The sequence below is a fragment of the Serratia marcescens subsp. marcescens ATCC 13880 genome (assembly GCF_017299535.1).
GTDB lineage: Bacteria > Pseudomonadota > Gammaproteobacteria > Enterobacterales > Enterobacteriaceae > Serratia > Serratia marcescens.
Map to the genome: position 1 here is coordinate 2,140,088 of NZ_CP071238.1, position 18,072 is coordinate 2,158,159.

An 18,072-nucleotide genomic window follows, 5' to 3' on the forward strand; every position below is an offset into this window, starting at 1 on the left:
CTATTCAAGGAGAAGAGTATGTACAGCGACAACGAGAAAAAGTTTTATATCATCCTCAACCGCAATCACGAACCGGCCACGCTGTTTAACGCTTCCTGCCATCTGACGGCGGGCATCACCGATCTTATCGAGCAGCGCGAGTTTCACCACTACCCGAGCAGCCTCGACGGCGTCAGCGCCAACATGAGCCACTACCCGATCGTCATCCTTCAGGCTAAAAACAGCAGCCAGCTCAGCAACCTGATCCTCAAATGCAAGGAGGAGGGCGTGCTGTCCAACTTCTTCACCACCACCATGCTGTCGCACTCCGCCGAGCAGCAGATCGCCGACACCGCCAATACCCCCTACGAGCAGCTGGAGTTCGTGGCGGTAGCGCTCTACGGTGACACCGAGCAGCTTAAGCCGCTCACCAAGAAGTTCTCCGTCTATCGTTAATCGCGAACGGCGTCACATCAGGGGCGGCAACGGCTATGATATTTTTCCATCAAATCGTTGATGGAGATGAACATGAGCGGTAAGAAAACCACCATGGCGGCCATCGCCAGAGAGGCGCGGGTCGGCATCGCCACCGTCGATCGGGTGATCAACCAACGCGCGTCGGTGCGGCCCGCCACCCAGCGCCGGGTGATTGAGGCAGCGAAAAAGTTGGGGTTCGCGTTGGAGAAGTCCCACTGCCTGTCGGCAGTGCTGGGCAGGCCGGAGCGCCGCCTTAGAATGGGGTTTATCCTGCTGCGGCGCGAACACTCTTTCTATGCGCAACTGGCTGATGAATTGATGGCGCAAGCGGCACCGTATCATGAGCCGGGTCAGCCGCTGCAGTTCATCTTCCACTCTCTCAATGCCATCGACGACACCGCCGCCGCCATTAGCCAATTGAGCCGCCAGGTGGAAGCGATCGGCGTGCTGGCGCTGGATCACCCCCTGATCCACTATGCCGTAGAAGAAGCCGCCCAGGCGGGCATCAACGTTTTCGCGCTGCTGTCGGATTTATCGGTGCCCAGCCGCGCCGGCTACATCGGTCTGGATAATCAAAAAGCGGGCCGCACCGCCGGCTGGGCGGTGGATCGTCTGTGCCGGCGTCAGGGCGACGTCGGCGTGATCATCGGCGACAACCGTTTTACTTGCCAGGAAGCCTGCGAGATCGGTTTTCGCTCCTACCTGCGTGAGCAGATGAGCGGCCAGCGTGTGCTGGAACCGGTGCGCAGCCTCGAGGACGCGGAAACGGCGCGCCGGGTCACGCGTGAACTGCTGGCGAACCACCCGGAACTGGCGGCGCTTTACGCGCCGAGCGGCGGTGTGGAGGGCATTATTCAGGCGTTGCGAGAGAGCGGCCGGCAGCGCGACATCACGCTGGTGTGCCACGGCCCGGTGCTGGGCGGTGAAATGGCGCTGCTCGACGGCACGGTGGATCTGCTGCTGTGCCACCGCATTCCCGAATTGGCCGCCACGATCGTCGAGACGTTACTCGCCGCCGAAGAACAACCGGGATTACGCCACATCATTAATCGCTTCGATGTGATCACCAAAGAAAACCTCTGACGGCCGCTGAGTGGTGTTTGCCGAGGTCAGGGCGCAGCCAGGCACCGCCTGAATTTGATTAAAAAATATCAAATAATTTATCAAAAATAGCGCGATCTCTATCAAAAAATAAAATTTTCATTATTGATGGCTTTGGAATTTTTGTTTGATACTGCCGGCATTCCCCGCAAAAAAGGAGCCGTCGCCATGACTTTGCCTATCGCCAATGCGCCCTGCAGTTGGGGCGTGGATGATCCGAACAACCCCCATTTGCCGCTCTATGCCACGGTTCTGCAAGAAGCGTCGGCGGCCGGCTACCGCAGCATCGAGCTGGGGCCGTGGGGCTATCTGCCGACGCAGAGCGAGGCGCTGTGTGCCGCGCTGGAGCAGCATCATCTGTCGCTGGTGGCCGGCACGATTTTTGACGATCTGGTCAGCGAGGCGAACATTGAGCGCCTGCTGGCCCTGACTCATCGGATATGCCGCAACCTCTCGCGGGCGCCCAGGGCGGAGCCGACCGAGGGCGATCGCGCCGCGCCGCCGTTCTTGGTGATTATCGATTTCGGCAATCCGCAACGCGCCAGGTTCGCCGGGCGTTCAGATTTAGCGCCGCGTTTGTCGCAGGGGGAGTGGCAGAGGATGATCGGGCACATTACGCGCATTAGCGAACTGGCCTGGCGGGAATACGGTGTGCGGCCGGTGGTGCATCCGCACGCCGGCGGCTGCATCGAGTTCGCCGACGAAATCGACCGGTTGGCGGCGGACATTCCGCATCACACCGCCGGATTGTGCCTGGATACCGGCCATCTGTATTACGCCGGGCTGGACCCGGCTGCCTGGCTGAGCAAGCACTTTAATCGTCTTGATTACCTGCATTTCAAAGACGTCGATCCGCAGGTGTTCCGCGAGGTGCTGGCGCGCGGCGTCGATTTTTTCACCGCCTGCGCCGAGGGCGTCATGTGCCCGTTGGGCAGCGGGGCGATCGATTATCCGCAGCTGCGTGCGCTGTTGGCCGAGCGCGGATATCGGGGCTGGATCACTATCGAGCAGGAGCGCGATCCGCGCAATGTGCAGGGCAGCCTGCAGGACGTCGCCGCCAGCTTGCGCTACTTGCGCGGCCTCGGCTTTTAATCAGGAGAAACACGATGATCAACGGCAGCAAACCTTTGGCGAGATCGTTGCGCTGGGGCATGGTCGGCGGCGGTGGCACCAGCCAGATCGGTTACATCCACCGTTCGGCGGCCTTGCGCGACGGCGCGTTTACTCTGTTGGCCGGCGCGTTCGACATTGACACCGAACGCGGGCGTGATTTTGGCCGGAGTCTGGGCGTGGCGGCGGAGCGCTGTTATGCGGATTATGCCGAGATGTTCCGCGCCGAAGCCGCGCGGGCGGACGGCATCGAAGCGGTCTCGATCGCCACGCCGAACAACACCCATTACGCCATTTGCCGGGCGGCGCTGGAGGCGGGATTGCACGTGGTATGCGAGAAGCCGCTGTGTTTCAGCGTCGAAGAGGCGCAGGCGCTGGCGGCGCTGTGCGAGCGGCAGCGCAAAGTCATCGGCGTGACCTACGGCTATGCCGGGCACCAGATGATTTTGCAGGCCCGGCAGATGATTGCCGATGGCCGGCTGGGGGAAATTCGGCTGGTGAATATGCAGTTCGCCCACGGCTTTCACGCTGCGCCGGTGGAGCAGGATAATCCCAGCACTCGCTGGCGGGTCGATCCGCGCTTTGTCGGCCCCAGCTATGTGCTGGGCGATCTGGCAACCCACACGCTGTTCCTGGCGGAAACCATGGCGCCGCAGTTGAAGATCCGGCGGCTGATCTGCAGCCGGCAAAGCTTTGTGCCGTCGCGCGCGCCGTTGGAGGACAATGCCTATGTGCTGATGGAGTATCACAACGGCGCCGTCGGCTCCGTGTGGGCTTCGGCGGTCAACTGCGGTTCGATGCACGGCCAAAAGGTGCGCATTGTCGGTGAAAAGGCCAGCCTGGAGTGGTGGGATGAACAACCCAATCAGCTGCGCTTCGAAGTGCAGGGCGAGCCGGTGCGGATCCTGGAGCGCGGCATGCCGTATCTCGCCGCGTCGGCGCTGGCGGATGATCGCATCGGCGGCGGCCATGCGGAGGGGCTGTTTGAAGCGTGGTCGAATCTCTACCGCCGCTTCGCGCTGGCGATGGACGCCACCGATCGGCGCGACGCAGCCTTTCTGGCCGACTTCTGGTACCCGGACGTGCAGGCTGGCGCGCTGGGCGTGAAGTGGGTGGCGCGCTGCGTGCAATCCGCCGAAACCGACGCCGGCTGGGTCGCCTTCGACTGAGCGAGCGATTCGCTCAGACGCTGGCCCCGTCGTAGCTGTGGATCTGTAACGCATCCAGCGCGACGTCCGGCACGCAACGCAGGTTAACGGCGCACATCGCGGCGCCGTCTGGCGCGGTGCCGTAGGCGAAGGGCTGGGCTCCGCAGACTCGGCAGAACTGATGGCGGATCCTGTGGTGATTGAAAGTGTAGGTGCTGAGCTGGTCCTGACCGCTGTTGAGCGTGAAAGCGCTGATGGGGAAGAACGACAGCAGCAGCCCTTTGCGGCGGCAAATCGAACAGTTGCAGCTGAGGGCTTCGGTCGGCAGTTCGGCGTCCACGGTAAAGGTGACGGCGCCGCAGTGGCAGCTTCCCTGGAATGACATGGCGATGATCCTGTAACAGGGGAGAGTGTTTGCCCAGTATAGTGCAATTTATCGTCACTCGGCCGTGCCCGGCCTGGTTTCCTTAGTAAATGCACGGTTTTCTGGTAGGTTAGAGGTTAACGTCATCAAAAGGAGATCGCGATGTTAGAACATTACTATCCGGCCAATATGGGTGCCGAACCGGTCACGGACGAACAGCACAAACGGCTGGTGGCGGTGCAGGCGGCGCTGGAACTGATCAAGGCCACGCTGTCGGATACCAACGACGGCAACGGCGTGGACTTCCAGCTGAAGGCGGCGGAAAAGCACATCGGCCCGATGGCCGACGCCATTCAGGAAGCCCTGAAGTAACGGTTCGCCGTCACGTCAACCGCCCGTCTCGGGCGGTTTTTTTTGCGCTGATTACTGCGATTTTTTTAGTGGCGCATTGCCTTTTTCCCGGCTGGTGCCGTGAGCGGCGCGATCCTACTCTAGCGATCCGAGTCCTCATCAGGGTCATGCTCATGTTCCGCTTCAGCTTCTTTTCTTTCTTATTGCCGCGCCGCCGACGCGTCACCCAGTTGGCCGGCGCAGCGCTGTTGTTCAGCGGCGTTATGCAGGCGCAGGCCACGCAACGCATCGAGTTTTCGCCGGACCCCGCCGGCGCCTACCCTGAGGGCATCGCCTGGAATGCACGCGCCGGTGCGTTCCTGATTTCCTCTCTGCGCGGCGGGCAGCTTGGCCTGGTCTACCCGGATGGCCGCTATCGGCGGTTTTCCACCGGCAAGGGGCTTATCACCACCTCCGGCATGCTGGTGGACGCCGAGCGCAACCGGGTGCTGGTGTGCAACGAAGACGTGGGCGTGTCCCGCAACTCTGCCGCTGGCACGCGCAATCGCGTGGCGCAGGTGCTGGAGTTCAATCTCGATACCGACGCGCTGCAGCAGACGTACGATCTTTCATCGTTAAGCCATGGGCCGACGCTGCCCAACGATCTGACGCTCGACGCGCAGGGCAATATCTACGTGACCGACAGCTTCCAGCCGCAGATTTACAAGATCGACCGGACAACGCGCCAGGCGTCGATTTTGGTGCGCTCAGCGCGCTTGATGCCGGCCGACGCACCCGCCGCTGCGCAGGGCACGCGGCCTTATCTCAATGGCGTGGTGTATCACCCGGATGGCTACCTGATTGCCGCGGACTACACCCGCGGGCTGCTGTGGAAGGTGACGTTGGAGAACGCGCCGGCGGTCAGTGAAATCAGGCTGCCGCAGCGGCTGAAAGGGCCGGACGGGCTGCGGCTCAAAAACGCCCATGAATTGGTGATCGTACAGTCTTTTCCGGATGAAAAGGGGAGCATGTCCGGCGACGTGTCACTGCTCTCCTCGACCGACGGCTGGGCCAGCGCGCGTATCGCCGCGGTCGCCGCGCCGCCGGGATTGGATGGGCCGACCGGCGCCGCGCTGCGGGATGGCGAAGTGTGGGTCGTCAACTCCCGTTACCCCCGGCTGTTTGCCGACGTCGCTCAGGCGGAAAGTACCAAGACGTTCAGTATCGTCAAGGTGGCGTTCGAACCGGCCGCGGCGGATGGCCGCTGATCGACGGCGATTGCCAACCGCGCCGGAATAGGATTAAATGCGCACTGACTGTATAAATAAACAGGTGTGCTGCGATGAGTCTGATGTTGAAGGGTGAAAAGATTGACCGTAACCGCTTTACCGGCGAGAAGATTGAAAACGGCAGCTTTATGCTGTGCGATTTTTCGGGCGCCGATCTGACCGGTACCGAGTTTATCGGCTGCCAGTTTTACGATCGCGACAGCCGACAGGGCGGCAATTTCAGCCGCGCGATACTGAAAGACGCCAGCTTCAGAAGCTGCGATTTGTCGATGGCCGACTTCCGCCATGCCAGCGCTCTGGGGGTGGAGATCCGCGAATGCCGCGCGCAGGGCGCCGATTTTCGCGGCGCCAGCTTTATGAACATGATCACCAGCCGCACCTGGTTTTGCAGCGCCTATATCACCAAAAGCAACCTGAGCTATGCCAACTTCGCCAAGGTGGTGCTGGAGAAATGCGAGCTGTGGGAAAACCGCTGGCACGGTGCGCAGGTGCTCGGCGCCAGTTTCAGCGGTTCCGATCTGTCCGGCGGCGAATTCTCCGGTTTCGACTGGCGTGCCGCCGATGTCACCCAGTGTGATTTGAGCAACGCGGAACTGGGCGAGTTGGATTTGCGTACCACCGATCTGCAGGGCGTCAAAATGGACAGCCACCAGGCCGCGCAGCTGCTGGAGCGGCTGGGGATCGCAATCATCGGCTAAGGGAATGGCTAACGCGACGGTTGGGCAAATAAGCGATTGGAGGCTTTCTCTGCGTCCACGGGAATACGGCGTTGCATTACCGGGATAGTGAAGCGGGGATCCTGTGAGAGGTGGCGAGCCTGCTCGTTGAGCGGCACGACGGCGATCGCCAGATTGTCGTTGGCCTGCATGACGCCTTCCTGTTCGAACAGGGCGAACACCGGCGTGTCGCGCGCGTTACCCAATGAGCAAGCCGAAATCCAATAGTGCCCGTCTTGGGCAAATTTGCACTGCGCCGTTTGCGGGCTAATTGCGCTGATTTGTTTGGCAATCAAGGCATTCGCGTTTTCCACATAGCTTGGTGGTGCCGGCTGGCAGCCTGCCAAACTGAGCGTCAGTGCAGCTAGCGTCAGTGTTCTTTTGCCCATCATAGCCATCCTTGAGGTCATTTCCTGTAAAGTAAAATAATTATCCTAACAACGATAATGCACCAGTGTCGAGAACAGATTGATTTATTAAGCTTTTGTTTCTCTTTCATGACGATTAAGCGGTTTTCTTCAGTGTTATAGCAGGGAGTGGTTTCGCGTGAAGGGAAGAGCAGAACGCGGAATCGGCGGCTGTTTGCGCGTTCATGATCGGCCCCGGCGCGGCGAGTCCAATCATTCGTTATTTTTCACCCCGAACGCCGCGCAGATAACCCTGAGCTGGCGGCAGATGCAGGCGGTCCTTTGCGGTAATAAATTTATGAGCCATATGAATATAATTTAAAATATATCTTGCTTAAATAATTTAGCTGTGTGTAAATAGCGTCATCGGTTTGTAGTTCAGACCTTATGAAAGCAGTTTTAGTAAAGCAGTTCTCAGTATTAGCGATATCCCTCAGATACCTCTTCTTCCGCGAATTCTCTTCTCTAGTGCCCCATAAGTTTCCAATAAAAACAGACCTCTATCGCCCTATGGCGTCGCAAAAATATAAAGGAAATATCTCTATGACCAATAAAATGACGGGTTTGGTAAAATGGTTTGATGCAGGTAAAGGCTTTGGCTTTATCACCCCGGCAGACGGTGGAAAAGACGTGTTTGTACACTTCTCCGCTATCCAGAGCAACGATTTCAAAACGCTGGACGAAGGCCAACAGGTTGAGTTCACTATCGAAAATGGCATGAAGGGGCCTTCTGCCGGCAACGTGGTCGCGTTATAATTTTCGGCCGAGGTGCAATTTCTTACGACAGCGATGATGGTTTAAGCCGGAGCAGTTAAGCAATGAAATCCTCAGCCTGAATAAACTCCGGGTTCGCCCGGAGTCTTTCTCGATACGTCATTAGCTCAGCAGGAAGAGCGGCAGCGAAATTATTCGTTGGCGGACTGGGGTTCGATTCCTCGATGACGTTCCAATAATTAATGATTATTGGCAACAGAAAAATAGATTGCCGCAGAATTAATAACGACGCGTTTCAGTCTATTTTTCTGTTGTGAAAAAGTCGCGCTTAGGCTGCGTAATGTTGGAGTGTGGGATGGACGCTTACGCCATAACATGACAGCCGGGAAAGTCACCGGCACACGATTAATAGCCCCGGCCTTGGCCGGGGTTTTTTATGCCCGCGATCTTAACGCTGCGAGTCCAGCAGTTCGTTGTTTTTCACCACGTCCTGCGCCTTGAGGTAGCTCTCGATCAGCAACTGATAGGCTGGGAAGATTTTGGTGTAAACCTCGGCCCATTGCTGAGCGTCGGCGCGGTTCCAGCTGCCCTGCAGCTCCGAGGCCACGCCGGCGGTGTCGATCGGCACCACGCCGGCCTGCACCACGCGCGCCAGGGTGATTTCCTGCGCCATTTTTGAGTAGGTGCCGGAGGCGTCGATCACCGCGAAAACTTTATAGCCTTCGGCCACTGCGCTGATGGACGGGAAGGCCATGCAGACGCTGGTGATGGTGCCGGCGATGATCAGGGTCTTGCGGCCGGTGGCCTTGACCGCCGCCACAAAGTCCGGGTTGTCCCAGGCGTTGATTTCCCCTTTACGGGCGACGTATTGCGCGTGCGGCGCATTCTGGTGAATTTCCGGGATCAGCGGGCCGTTGGGGCCCTGCGGCACCGAGGCGGTGGTGATCACCGGCAGTTTGCTGAGGGTGGCGATGCTGGCCAGGGCGGCGGCGCGGGCGCGCAGTTCGGTCATCGGCATATCGGCGACGGTCTGGAACAGGCCGCTCTGGTGGTCAATCAGGAGCATGACTGCGTCATTAGCATCAATAACAGGACGCTGGCCGTTGAAGTTGGCTGGAGTGCTCATGGTGTTTTCCTTTTCTCGTCGTGAGGTCAGTAGGTATCTTCTTTGATTGATAAGGCTGAAACTCAGCACTTGCTTACAGTGTAGGGCCGAGAGAGAAATCCGGTAGAGCCTGAAGTCGGGATACATCGTTCCATAAATGGAACGACACTGCAGCAGGCGAGGGGGCCGGCGCTGGGCTAAACTTAAGGTGCATGAGAAACATGCGGCAAGGAGCGCCATCCTGTTTACGGATCTGACGAGGAGGGCCGACATCATGGCTTATCGGCATATCGTTGTCGCCACGGATCTCAGCGAAGACGCCGAGTTCCTGCTGGGCAAGGGCGCCAGACTGGCCGCCGCGCTCAATGCCAAACTTTCCCTGATCTATATCGACATTCATCGCGCCGGTTATTACGTCGATCTGGGCGTGGGAGATTACAACTACACCGATCGCACATTTTCGGAGCGGGTGAAGAATATGCTCAATGCGATCAAAGGGCAGTCGTCCTATCCGGTCGAAGAGGTGATCGTCAGCCGCGGCGCGTTGACGGAAGAGTTGAACCGGGTGGCGAAGGAAAAAGGGTTCGACCTGGTGATCTTCGGCCACCACCACGATGTCTGGAGCCGGCTGGTTTCTTCGGCGCGCCAGGCGATCAACGAACTGAAGGTCGATCTGCTGGTTGTCCCCATCGAGAAAAAATAGTCGCGGCCGCCTGCGGGCGGCTGCCGTTTTCCATTCGCATCGCTTTTCTCTGGGTGAAGATAACCGCATACCTGCAATAATCCCGCTTGCTGACAATCCGCCCGAAAAATAGTGACTGACCGCAATTTTATTTTCTCCATCAATATGTTGGCCAAAATCCGATAAAGGTTAATCCAGCGCATTGAAATCACTGCCATACCTCATTTGGGTTAATAAACCGCACGTTTTGACTGGCTCTCCGCGGAGGGGCGCCTTATTCTCGGGGTAATGAGATTTGTATGACTTATATAAATACGTTCACATGGAGGAGGTCTCATGCGTTTTGACAATAAAGTCGTGGTTATCACCGGTGCAGGCAATGGCATGGGGGAAGCGGCGGCGCGGCGTTTCTCAGCCGAGGGCGCGATCGTGGTGCTGGCCGACTGGGCCAAGGAAGCGGTAGACAAGGTCGCCGCTTCGCTGCCGAAGGGCCGAGCGATGGCGGTGCATATCGATGTGTCCGATCACGTCGCGGTTGAAAAAATGATGAACGAGGTGGCGGAAAAACTGGGCCGCATCGACGTCTTGCTGAACAATGCCGGCGTGCATGTGGCGGGCAGCGTGCTGGAAACCAGCATCGACGACTGGCGTCGCATCGCCGGGGTTGATATTGACGGCGTGGTGTTCTGCTCCAAATTCGCCTTGCCGCACCTGCTGAAGACCAAAGGCTGCATCGTTAATACCGCGTCGGTGTCCGGCCTGGGCGGCGACTGGGGCGCGGCCTATTACTGCGCGGCGAAAGGCGCGGTGGTCAACCTGACGCGCGCCATGGCGCTCGATCACGGCGGTGACGGCGTGCGCATCAACTCGGTCTGCCCGAGCCTGGTCAAAACCAACATGACCAACGGCTGGCCGCAGGAGATCCGCGACAAGTTCAATGAGCGCATCGCGCTGGGGCGTGCGGCAGAGCCGGAAGAGGTGGCGGCGGTGATGGCGTTCCTGGCCAGCGACGACGCCAGCTTTATCAATGGCGCCAACATTCCGGTCGATGGCGGGGCGACCGCCTCGGACGGCCAACCGAAGATCGTCTAAGCGTTAACGCACAGGCCCGGCCAGGATGACCGGGCCTGTTGTTTTTAGACGCCGATGCGGTCGCGCAGCGTGTAGTAGGCCGCGCCGATGGCGGTGAACGGGATCTGCAGATTGCGTCCGCCGAAGAACGGCAGGTGCGGCAGCTTAGCGAAGGCGTCGAAGCGTTCGGCGTCGCCGCGCATCAGCTCGGCGATCAGCTTGCCCGCCAGATGGGTGCAGGTCACGCCGTGGCCGCTGTACCCCTGCATGTAGTACACGTTATTCTCCAGCCGGCCGAACTGCGGCATGCGCGACAGCGTCAGCAGGAAGTTGCCGGTCCAACGATAGTCGATACGCACCCCTTTCAGCTGCGGGAAGGTCTTCAGCAGCTTCGGCCGGATCAGGTTGTCGATGTCGTCCGGATCGCGCGCGCCGTACACCACGCCGCCGCCGTACAGCAGACGATGATCGGCGGTGATGCGGTAGTAATCCAGCAGGTAGTTGCAGTCCTCCACGCAGTAGTTCTGCGGGATCAGCGCCTGCGCGATCTCCGGCGCCAGCGGTTCAGTGGTCACCACCTGAGTGCCGCACGGCATGCTGCGCTTGGCCAGCCGCGGCTCCAGCTTATCGCCCAGATAGGCGTTGCCGGCGACGATGACGAAACGCGCCTTCACCTGGCCATTGGCGGTGCTGATGAGCGCCGGTTCGCCGTGGCGAATGTTCGTCACCGCCGATTGCTCGAAGATGCGCCCGCCCTGCAGGCGGATCGCCTCGGCCTCGCCCAGCGCCAGATTAAGCGGATGGATGTGACCGCCGCTGTGATCGAGCAGCGCGCCGACGTAGCGATCGCTGGCGACCTCCTGGCGCACCCGATCCGCATCGAGCAGCTCGAGCTGGGTATTGCCGTAGCGCTCCCAGTTGCGCTTTTGCTCGATCAGCGCATGAAACTGCTTGTTGTTCAGGGCGGCGAAGATGCCGCCGGGACGGTAGTCGCAGTCGATAGCGTAGCGGCTGATGCGGCTGCGAATGATCTCCGCGCCTTCGAACATCATGCTGCCGAGCAGGCGGGCGCTTTCCGCGCCATAACGCTCTTCAATCACATCGATGTCGCGGCTGTAAGAGTTGACCAACTGGCCGCCGTTGCGGCCGCTGGCGCCGAAACCGATGCGCGCCGCTTCCAGCACCACTACGTCGTAACCGGCTTCCACCAGGAACAGCGCGGAGGAGAGGCCGGTATAACCGCCGCCGATCACGCAGACGTCGCATTCGATCGATTCATTCAGTTGCGGATAGGGCTGATGTGCGTTGGCCGTGGCCGCATAATAGCTTTTTACGTGTTCAGTCATGATATAAGCCCTTATTCCAGCGAGATCCAGGTGGTTTTCAATTCGGTGAATTTGTCCAGCGCATGCAGCGATTTGTCGCGGCCGTTGCCGCTCTGCTTGTAGCCGCCGAACGGCACGGTCATATCGCCGTCGTTGTAGTTGTTGACGAACACCGTGCCGGCCTTCAGTTGGCGCGCCATGCGGTGCGCGCGCGCCAGATCGCGGGTCCAGACCGCGGCGCCGAGGCCGTAGTCGCTGTCGTTGGCCAGCTGCAGCGCCTGTTGCTCGTCGTCGAAGGTGGTCACCGCCAACACCGGGCCGAAGATTTCATCGCGCGCCACGCTCATGGCATTGTCCACCTGGGTGAGGATGGTCGGCCCCAGATAGCCGGCGTGGTCGCCCTGCGGATGGTCGCGCCCGTCGAGGAATAGCGCGGCGCCCTGGCTCAGCCCCCGATCGATATAGCCGGCCACTTTCTCGCAGTGGCCGCTGTCGATCAGCGTGCCCATCACCGTGTCGGGATCGAGCGGATCGCCGGGCATGAAGGTCGCCGCGTGTTTGCGCAGCGCCTGCAGGAACGCTTGCTCAATGCTCGCTTCGACCAGCAGGCGAGTGCCGGCGATGCATACCTGCCCCTGATTATAGAAGATGCCGGCGGCGGCGCAGCGGGCGGCCTGATCCAGATCCGGGCAGTCGGCGAAGACGATGTTGGCGCTTTTGCCGCCGGCCTCCAGCCAGACGCGCTTCATGTTCGATTCGCCGGCGTAAATCATCAGCTGTTTCGCCACCAGCGTAGAGCCGGTAAAGGTGAGGGCGTCGACGTCGCGGTGCAGCGCCAGCGCCTTGCCGGCGTCGTGGCCATAGCCGGGCACCACGTTCAGCACGCCGTCCGGCAGCCCGGCCTGTTGCGCCAATTTGCCGAGCAGGATGGCGCTCAGCGGCGACTTTTCGGAGGGTTTGAGCACCACGCTGTTGCCGGCGGCCAGCGCCGGGCCGAGCTTCCAGCAGGCCAGCAGCAGCGGGAAGTTCCAGGGTACGATGGCGCCGACCACGCCGATCGGCTCGCGCTCGATCAGCGCCAGCGCCTCGCGACCGGTGGGGGCGATTTCGCCGTACACCTTATCGATCGCTTCGGCGTACCAGCGGATGCAGCGGATGGCGCCCGGCACGTCGTCGCGCAGGCTGTGACGAATCGGTTTGCCGGTGTCCAGCGTTTCCAGCAGAGCCAGCTCTTCATGATGCTGTTCCATCAGATCGGCGAAGCGCAGCAGCGTGGTTTTGCGCTGCGCCGGGGCGGCCTGGGCCCAGTCGCCGCGTTCAAAGGCGGCGCGCGCCGCGCTGACCGCCCGATCGATGTCGGCGGCTTCGCCGCGCGCGACCTGCGCCAGCTCACGGCGACCGGCGGGATCTTCGGCGGCGAAACGTTTCCCCGCGGCGGCCGGCTGGTAGCGGCCGTCGATAAACAGCTGGTGCTCAATCTTCAGGGTCTGCGCCCGTTGTTGCCAATACTGCAAATGGTGAAAGTTCATGCCTGGCTCCGTTGATCAGAATGTCGTCGGCGTATGGGCGCTGATAATCCGGCAAATGCGCGCCGACGTGTTGCTGAAACTGTGGGGAATACCGGTATTGATGGCGTAGCTCTGCCCGGCCAGCAGGTGATAGCTCTGGCCATTGACCTGCAGCACCACTTCGCCTTCCAGCAGCGTGCCGATCTCTTCCCCTTGGTGTTTGATGCGCTCGCCGGTGGTGGTGCCCGGTTCGTAGGTCTCGATCATCATCGCCAGCGTGCGGTTCGGGTCGCCGTTGTGGATCAGCTTCATCGAAACGCCCTGGCTGCCGATTTCGATCAGGTCGTCGCTGTCTATCACGATCTGCGGCTCAGCCGGTTTTTCCGGCTCGGCGAAAAACGCCGACAGCGACAGACCGTACACCGTCAGCAGCTTTTGCAGCGTGCTGATGGCCGGGCTGACCTTGTCTTGCTCGATAGTACTGATGGCGCTGTGGGTTAACCCAGACAGTTCGGCGACCCGGCGCTGCGACAACCCTAATTGTTGACGGATCTGCGACAGACGTTTTCCCGGTGCCAAGCTGACGTCGCTCATGGGCGTTTTTCCTTTTGATAGTTCCGACAGGCGGTGATGAAACCATCAAACAACAGGCGCGACAGGGCGTACTCGTCGCTGTTCCACTCCGGGTGCCACTGCACGCCGAGCGCGAAGGGCTGATCGCGCACGCTGATCGCCTCCACCAGCCCGTCAGCGGCGTGCGCCTCGATGCGCACGCTCGCGCCCAGGTTTTTGGCGCCCTGGCCGTGCAGCGAGTTCACCCAGAATCTGTTGCAATCCGGTATCAGTTGCGAAAGCAGCCCCCCTTCCTGAACGATGACCTCGTGGGCGGGGGCGTATTGCTGTTCCAGCGGCAGGTCGTGATCTTCACGATGCTCCAGCAGCTCGGGCAGTTCATACAGGCGGCGATGCAGGGTGCCTTGAGTGGCGACCACCATTTCCTGCATGCCGCGGCAAATGGCGAAAAGGGGAATGCGCCTGTCGAATGCCTGGCGGATCAGCGCCAGGCTCAACGCGTCTCGGCCAGGATCGGCGTCAGGCTCATCGCCGTTTTCACCATAAAGGTGCGGCTGCACATTACTGGGGCTGCCCGGCAGCAAAATGCCGTCGAGGCGCGGCAGCAGTTCCGCCAGCATTTCCGGCTCCGCCAGCGCGTGCGGCAGGGCGATCGGCAAGCCGCCGGCGGTGATAACGGCATTCAGGTACTTTTCTTGCAAGGTCTGTGTGAGGTGCCCGTTTAACCTATACCTGCACATGACGACGCCAATGACTGGTCTGTTAAATATATTGTCCATGCTATCCCCTTGGTACGTTCGAAATTATGAACGATAAGCTTCTCCACCGCCGATTTCGTTCAATATTCTATAAATCTAGCAGTCGATTGGGCAATATTCAAACCAAAAGTAACACTTGCAAAACAAATTTGTTTCATCTACGTTTCATTTGTGGGCATTATATTGAACAATACGGTCAATAAACATCGACGACAGCAAAACACAAACGGCGGGTGAACCATGCAGACCAACATCGTAGAAGTGGAAAACTTTGTTCAGCACAGTGAAGAGAGACGAAGTAGCGCGTTCCAGCGCGAAGTGAAGAAGTATTTGGAACGTTATCCGTTAACCCAACATGTCGACGTACTGTTGACCGATCTGAACGGCAGCTTCCGCGGCAAACGCATCCCGGTCGGCGGCCTGAACAAACTGGAGAAGGGCTGTTACTTCCCGGCGTCGGTATTTGCGATGGATATTCTCGGCAACGTGGTGGAAGAGGCCGGGCTGGGGCAGGAGTTGGGCGAGCCGGATCACGTGTGCGTGCCGGTGCCGGGCACGCTGACGCCGTCGGCGGCGGACCCGCAATATATCGCGCAGGTGCTGCTCACCATGCTGGATGAAGATGGCACTCCCTTTGACGTTGAACCGCGCAATGTGCTGAACCGAGTATGGCAGCGTTTGCGTCAGCGCGGGCTTTCCCCCGTGGTAGCGGTAGAGTTGGAGTTCTATCTCATCGATCGTCAACGCGACGCGGAAGGCTATCTGCAGCCGCCGTGCGCGCCGGGAACCCAGGAGCGCAACACCCAAAGCCAGGTGTACTCCGTCGATAACCTGAACCATTTCGCCGACGTGCTGAGCGAAATCGACGAGCTGGCGCGTTTGCAGGGCATTCCGGCGGACGGCGCGGTGGCGGAGGCGTCGCCGGGGCAGTTCGAAGTCAACCTGCACCATACCGATGATGTGCTGCAGGCCTGCGACCATGCGCTGGCGCTGAAACGGCTGGTGCGCATGGTGGCCGAGAACCACAACATGCAGGCCACCTTTATGGCCAAGCCGTATGAAGAGCACGCCGGCAGCGGCATGCACGTGCACATCAGCATGCTGAATGCGCAAGGCGACAATGTGTTCGCCGACGACGACGGCGAGGATTCGGCGCTGCTGAAACAGGCGCTGGCGGGCATGATCGCCCTGATGCCGTCCTCGATGGCGCTGCTGGCGCCGAATGTCAACGCCTATCGCCGTTTCCAGCCCGGCATGTATGTGCCGACCCAGGCTTCCTGGGGGCATAACAACCGCACCGTGGCGCTGCGCATTCCCTGCGGCGATCGCGACAACCACCGCGTGGAGTATCGCGTGGCGGGCGCCGACGCCAACCCGTATCTGGTGATGGCGACCATTCTGGCCGGCATCGTCTACGGCCTGGAAACCGCATTGCCGCTGCCTGAGCCGGTGACCGGCAACGGGCTGGAGCAGGACGGGCTGCCGTTCCCGATCCGCCAGAGCGACGCGCTGTACGAGTTCGAACATCAGCCGGTGCTCAATGCGTTGCTGGGCGAACGCTTCAGCCATGTCTACCTGGCCTGCAAAACCGACGAGCTGGTGCAGTTCGAGCGCCTGATCACCGAAACCGAAATCGAGTGGATGCTGAAAAACGCCTGATCCCGCTCACTCAACGACTACCGCGCGCGCCCGGCGCATTTCATCGGCTCTCCTGTAGCCCGTGAGGCTGCGCGCTGCGGTACAGCATTTCTTCTATCACGGCGTACAGGACGCCGACGAGGAAATAACCATGACTCAGCCATTCCCATGCGCAGACGTTTGCCTGTGCCGCAGTGCCTACGGGCCGGTCGCCGGCCGCCCGACAGTGACCCCAACCCGCTTTCCCCGCCGCCTCAGCAGCAGTTTCCCCGCGGCCTCTCTGAATGACGTTGCACGGTTGACAGCAGAGGACCAAAAGGGGAAACGCCATGACGATTAAAACCATCGACGGCGGTCCGGCGGGCAAACCGCAACTGCGCAAATCCCTCAAGCTGTGGCAGGTGGTGATGATGGGCCTGGCCTATCTGACGCCGATGACGGTGTTCGATACCTTCGGCATCGTCTCTGGCCTTACCGACGGCCATGTGCCGACCTCCTATCTGCTGGCGCTGGCCGGCGTGTTGTTCACCGCCATCAGCTACGGCAAACTGGTGCGCCAGTTTCCCACCGCCGGTTCCGCCTACACCTATGCGCAGAAGGCGATTAACCCGCACGTCGGTTTTCTGGTGGGGTGGTCATCGCTGCTTGATTATCTGTTCCTGCCGATGATCAATACGCTGCTGGCGAAGATTTACCTGACCGCGCTGTTTCCGGAAGTGCCACCCTGGGTGTGGGTGGTGGGCTTCGTGATCCTGATTACCGCCATCAACCTGAAAAGCGTCAATCTGGTGGCCAACTTCAACACCCTGTTCGTGCTGGCGCAGGTGGCGATCATTCTGGTATTTATCTACCTGGTGGTGCGTGGCCTGCACAACGGCGAGGGGATGGGCACGGTGTGGAGCCTGCGGCCGTTCCTCAGCGAGAATGCGCACCTGCTGCCGATCATTACCGGCGCGACCATCCTGTGCTTCTCGTTCCTCGGTTTTGACGCGGTCACCACGCTGTGCGAGGAGACGCCCGACGCCGCCAAGGTGATCCCGCGCGCCATCTTCCTGACCGCGCTGTACGGCGGGGTGATCTTTATCAGCGTGTCGTTCTTTATCCAGCTGTTTTTCCCGACCATTCAACGCTTTCACCAGCCCGACGCCGCACTGCCGGAGATTGCGCTGTACGTCGGCGGCAAGCTGTTCCAATCGATCTTCCTGTGCGTGACCTTTATCAATACGCTGGCCTCCGGCCTGGCGTCGCACGCCAGCGTGTCGCGCCTGCTGTACGTGATGGGGCGTGACAATGTGTTCCCGGAGAAATTCTTCGGCTATATCCACCCCAAATGGCGCACGCCGGCGCTGAACGTACTGATGGTCGGGCTGGTGGCGTTGTCGGCGCTGTCGTTCGATCTGGTGACCGCCACGGCGCTGATCAACTTTGGCGCGCTGGTGGCCTTTACCTTCGTTAACCTGTCGGTGATCAGCCACTTCTTTATTCGCGAAGGGCGCAACAAAAGCTGGAAGGATCGCTTCAACTTCCTGTTCCTGCCGTTGGTGGGGGCGCTGACGGTGGGGGTGCTGTGGCTGAACCTGGAGAAAAGCTCGCTGACCATGGGGCTTATCTGGGCGACGCTGGGCTTCGGCTATTTGGCCTGGCTGACCCGACGCTTTCGCCAGCCGCCGCCGCAGTTGGAGCGGCAACCGCAGCAATAAATTCACAGGCGGGAGTTTCCCGCCTTTCTTTTTGGCACGTGCGGCAGTAGAGTGAAAAACCTGATAAAAAATAACCT

19 protein-coding genes and 1 pseudogene are annotated in these 18,072 nt (G+C 60.1%); 13 read left to right on the top strand and 7 right to left on the bottom strand.

Going from position 1 to position 18,072, the window contains the following annotated elements:
• Positions 1–18 precede the first annotated feature (18 nt).
• The 4 genes from J0F90_RS10290 (at position 19) to J0F90_RS10305 (ending at position 3,836) form a co-directional block, all read left to right on the top strand.
• Positions 19–435: a DUF2000 domain-containing protein gene (locus tag J0F90_RS10290; protein ID WP_033640583.1), complete on the top strand. Its 417-nt coding sequence runs from the start codon at positions 19–21 to the stop codon at positions 433–435.
• Positions 436–507: 72 nt separating this feature from the next.
• Positions 508–1,539 (top strand): LacI family DNA-binding transcriptional regulator, encoded by a 1,032-nt coding sequence (locus J0F90_RS10295; protein ID WP_033640582.1) that lies wholly within the window; start codon positions 508–510, stop codon positions 1,537–1,539.
• A gap of 186 nt (positions 1,540–1,725) precedes the next feature.
• The gene (locus J0F90_RS10300) at positions 1,726–2,649 is read left to right on the top strand and encodes a TIM barrel protein (protein ID WP_033640581.1); all 924 of its coding nucleotides are present in this window, start codon (positions 1,726–1,728) and stop codon (positions 2,647–2,649) included.
• A gap of 14 nt (positions 2,650–2,663) precedes the next feature.
• Positions 2,664–3,836, top strand: coding sequence for a Gfo/Idh/MocA family protein (locus J0F90_RS10305; RefSeq protein WP_033640580.1), 1,173 nt, complete (start codon positions 2,664–2,666; stop codon positions 3,834–3,836).
• 13 nt (positions 3,837–3,849) lie between these two features.
• On the opposite strand, the gene J0F90_RS10310 is transcribed toward J0F90_RS10305, so the two are convergent.
• Complete coding sequence (locus J0F90_RS10310) at positions 3,850–4,200, bottom strand: GFA family protein (RefSeq protein WP_016928050.1); 351 nt, start codon at positions 4,198–4,200, stop codon at positions 3,850–3,852.
• 141 nt (positions 4,201–4,341) lie between these two features.
• Here J0F90_RS10310 and J0F90_RS10315 point away from each other — a divergent pair, with 141 nt between their 5' ends.
• From J0F90_RS10315 to J0F90_RS10325, 3 genes are all read left to right on the top strand, one after another.
• On the top strand, positions 4,342–4,551 hold the full coding sequence (locus J0F90_RS10315; protein ID WP_004941260.1) for a hypothetical protein: 210 nt from the start codon (positions 4,342–4,344) through the stop codon (positions 4,549–4,551).
• Positions 4,552–4,703: 152 nt separating this feature from the next.
• Positions 4,704–5,777: an SMP-30/gluconolactonase/LRE family protein gene (locus tag J0F90_RS10320; protein WP_042705818.1), complete on the top strand. Its 1,074-nt coding sequence runs from the start codon at positions 4,704–4,706 to the stop codon at positions 5,775–5,777.
• A 74-nt stretch (positions 5,778–5,851) separates the two neighbouring features.
• On the top strand, positions 5,852–6,496 hold the full coding sequence (locus J0F90_RS10325) for a Qnr family pentapeptide repeat protein (protein ID WP_015377630.1): 645 nt from the start codon (positions 5,852–5,854) through the stop codon (positions 6,494–6,496).
• Between the two features lie 8 nt (positions 6,497–6,504).
• On the opposite strand, the gene J0F90_RS10330 is transcribed toward J0F90_RS10325, so the two are convergent.
• Positions 6,505–6,906: a hypothetical protein gene (locus tag J0F90_RS10330; protein WP_033641431.1), complete on the bottom strand. Its 402-nt coding sequence runs from the start codon at positions 6,904–6,906 to the stop codon at positions 6,505–6,507.
• A gap of 558 nt (positions 6,907–7,464) precedes the next feature.
• On the opposite strand from J0F90_RS10330, the gene cspE reads away from it, so the two are divergent.
• Positions 7,465–7,677 (top strand): transcription antiterminator/RNA stability regulator CspE, encoded by a 213-nt coding sequence (gene cspE, locus J0F90_RS10335; RefSeq protein ID WP_016928047.1) that lies wholly within the window; start codon positions 7,465–7,467, stop codon positions 7,675–7,677.
• Positions 7,678–7,791: 114 nt separating this feature from the next.
• A pseudogene (locus J0F90_RS10340) lies at positions 7,792–7,870 on the top strand.
• Between the two features lie 213 nt (positions 7,871–8,083).
• Here J0F90_RS10340 and J0F90_RS10345 read toward each other — a convergent pair.
• A complete protein-coding gene (locus J0F90_RS10345) occupies positions 8,084–8,761 on the bottom strand; it encodes an isochorismatase family protein (RefSeq protein WP_016928046.1) in 678 nt (225 codons plus the stop codon).
• 253 nt (positions 8,762–9,014) lie between these two features.
• Here J0F90_RS10345 and J0F90_RS10350 point away from each other — a divergent pair, with 253 nt between their 5' ends.
• Both J0F90_RS10350 and budC read left to right on the top strand, forming a co-directional pair.
• On the top strand, positions 9,015–9,443 hold the full coding sequence (locus J0F90_RS10350) for a universal stress protein (protein ID WP_016928045.1): 429 nt from the start codon (positions 9,015–9,017) through the stop codon (positions 9,441–9,443).
• Positions 9,444–9,758: 315 nt separating this feature from the next.
• A complete protein-coding gene (gene budC / locus J0F90_RS10355; protein ID WP_016928044.1) occupies positions 9,759–10,514 on the top strand; it encodes a meso-2,3-butanediol dehydrogenase in 756 nt (251 codons plus the stop codon).
• Positions 10,515–10,558: 44 nt separating this feature from the next.
• Here the strand turns inward: budC and J0F90_RS10360 are convergent, their stop codons facing one another.
• Genes J0F90_RS10360 through puuD form a run of 4 tightly spaced genes read right to left on the bottom strand, consistent with a single transcriptional unit; the run spans position 10,559 to position 14,678 of the window.
• Positions 10,559–11,839 carry an NAD(P)/FAD-dependent oxidoreductase gene (locus J0F90_RS10360; protein WP_033633265.1) on the bottom strand — a complete coding sequence of 427 codons (1,281 nt, stop codon included), beginning with the start codon at positions 11,837–11,839 and terminating at the stop codon, positions 10,559–10,561.
• Between the two features lie 11 nt (positions 11,840–11,850).
• The gene (gene puuC, locus J0F90_RS10365; RefSeq protein ID WP_033640578.1) at positions 11,851–13,347 is read right to left on the bottom strand and encodes an aldehyde dehydrogenase PuuC; all 1,497 of its coding nucleotides are present in this window, start codon (positions 13,345–13,347) and stop codon (positions 11,851–11,853) included.
• 15 nt (positions 13,348–13,362) lie between these two features.
• The gene (gene puuR, locus J0F90_RS10370) at positions 13,363–13,920 is read right to left on the bottom strand and encodes an HTH-type transcriptional regulator PuuR (RefSeq protein WP_016928041.1); all 558 of its coding nucleotides are present in this window, start codon (positions 13,918–13,920) and stop codon (positions 13,363–13,365) included.
• The gene (gene puuD / locus J0F90_RS10375; protein WP_033640577.1) at positions 13,917–14,678 is read right to left on the bottom strand and encodes a gamma-glutamyl-gamma-aminobutyrate hydrolase; all 762 of its coding nucleotides are present in this window, start codon (positions 14,676–14,678) and stop codon (positions 13,917–13,919) included. The genes puuR and puuD overlap by 4 nt, the downstream gene beginning before the upstream one ends.
• Positions 14,679–14,897: 219 nt before the next feature.
• On the opposite strand from puuD, the gene J0F90_RS10380 reads away from it, so the two are divergent.
• Positions 14,898–16,316: a glutamine synthetase family protein gene (locus J0F90_RS10380; protein WP_015377637.1), complete on the top strand. Its 1,419-nt coding sequence runs from the start codon at positions 14,898–14,900 to the stop codon at positions 16,314–16,316.
• 308 nt (positions 16,317–16,624) lie between these two features.
• A complete protein-coding gene (locus J0F90_RS10385) occupies positions 16,625–17,995 on the top strand; it encodes an APC family permease (protein ID WP_016928039.1) in 1,371 nt (456 codons plus the stop codon).
• Positions 17,996–18,072: the final 77 nt, after the last annotated feature.

Excerpts from the sequence above, each read along its gene's own strand:
- J0F90_RS10385 (WP_016928039.1), top strand. The coding sequence starts at position 16,625 with ATGACGATTAAAACCATCGACGGCGGTCCGGCGGGCAAACCGCAACTG.
- J0F90_RS10320 (WP_042705818.1), top strand. The coding sequence starts at position 4,704 with ATGTTCCGCTTCAGCTTCTTTTCTTTCTTATTGCCGCGCCGCCGACGC.
- puuR (WP_016928041.1), bottom strand. The coding sequence starts at position 13,920 with ATGAGCGACGTCAGCTTGGCACCGGGAAAACGTCTGTCGCAGATCCGT.
- J0F90_RS10310 (WP_016928050.1), bottom strand. The coding sequence starts at position 4,200 with ATGTCATTCCAGGGAAGCTGCCACTGCGGCGCCGTCACCTTTACCGTG.
- J0F90_RS10290 (WP_033640583.1), top strand. The coding sequence starts at position 19 with ATGTACAGCGACAACGAGAAAAAGTTTTATATCATCCTCAACCGCAAT.
- J0F90_RS10305 (WP_033640580.1), top strand. The coding sequence starts at position 2,664 with ATGATCAACGGCAGCAAACCTTTGGCGAGATCGTTGCGCTGGGGCATG.
- J0F90_RS10315 (WP_004941260.1), top strand. The coding sequence starts at position 4,342 with ATGTTAGAACATTACTATCCGGCCAATATGGGTGCCGAACCGGTCACG.
- J0F90_RS10325 (WP_015377630.1), top strand. The coding sequence starts at position 5,852 with ATGAGTCTGATGTTGAAGGGTGAAAAGATTGACCGTAACCGCTTTACC.
- J0F90_RS10300 (WP_033640581.1), top strand. The coding sequence starts at position 1,726 with ATGACTTTGCCTATCGCCAATGCGCCCTGCAGTTGGGGCGTGGATGAT.
- cspE (WP_016928047.1), top strand. The coding sequence starts at position 7,465 with ATGACCAATAAAATGACGGGTTTGGTAAAATGGTTTGATGCAGGTAAA.
- J0F90_RS10350 (WP_016928045.1), top strand. The coding sequence starts at position 9,015 with ATGGCTTATCGGCATATCGTTGTCGCCACGGATCTCAGCGAAGACGCC.
- J0F90_RS10360 (WP_033633265.1), bottom strand. The coding sequence starts at position 11,839 with ATGACTGAACACGTAAAAAGCTATTATGCGGCCACGGCCAACGCACAT.
- J0F90_RS10345 (WP_016928046.1), bottom strand. The coding sequence starts at position 8,761 with ATGAGCACTCCAGCCAACTTCAACGGCCAGCGTCCTGTTATTGATGCT.
- J0F90_RS10295 (WP_033640582.1), top strand. The coding sequence starts at position 508 with ATGAGCGGTAAGAAAACCACCATGGCGGCCATCGCCAGAGAGGCGCGG.
- budC (WP_016928044.1), top strand. The coding sequence starts at position 9,759 with ATGCGTTTTGACAATAAAGTCGTGGTTATCACCGGTGCAGGCAATGGC.
- J0F90_RS10330 (WP_033641431.1), bottom strand. The coding sequence starts at position 6,906 with ATGATGGGCAAAAGAACACTGACGCTAGCTGCACTGACGCTCAGTTTG.
- J0F90_RS10380 (WP_015377637.1), top strand. The coding sequence starts at position 14,898 with ATGCAGACCAACATCGTAGAAGTGGAAAACTTTGTTCAGCACAGTGAA.
- puuC (WP_033640578.1), bottom strand. The coding sequence starts at position 13,347 with ATGAACTTTCACCATTTGCAGTATTGGCAACAACGGGCGCAGACCCTG.
- puuD (WP_033640577.1), bottom strand. The coding sequence starts at position 14,678 with ATGGACAATATATTTAACAGACCAGTCATTGGCGTCGTCATGTGCAGG.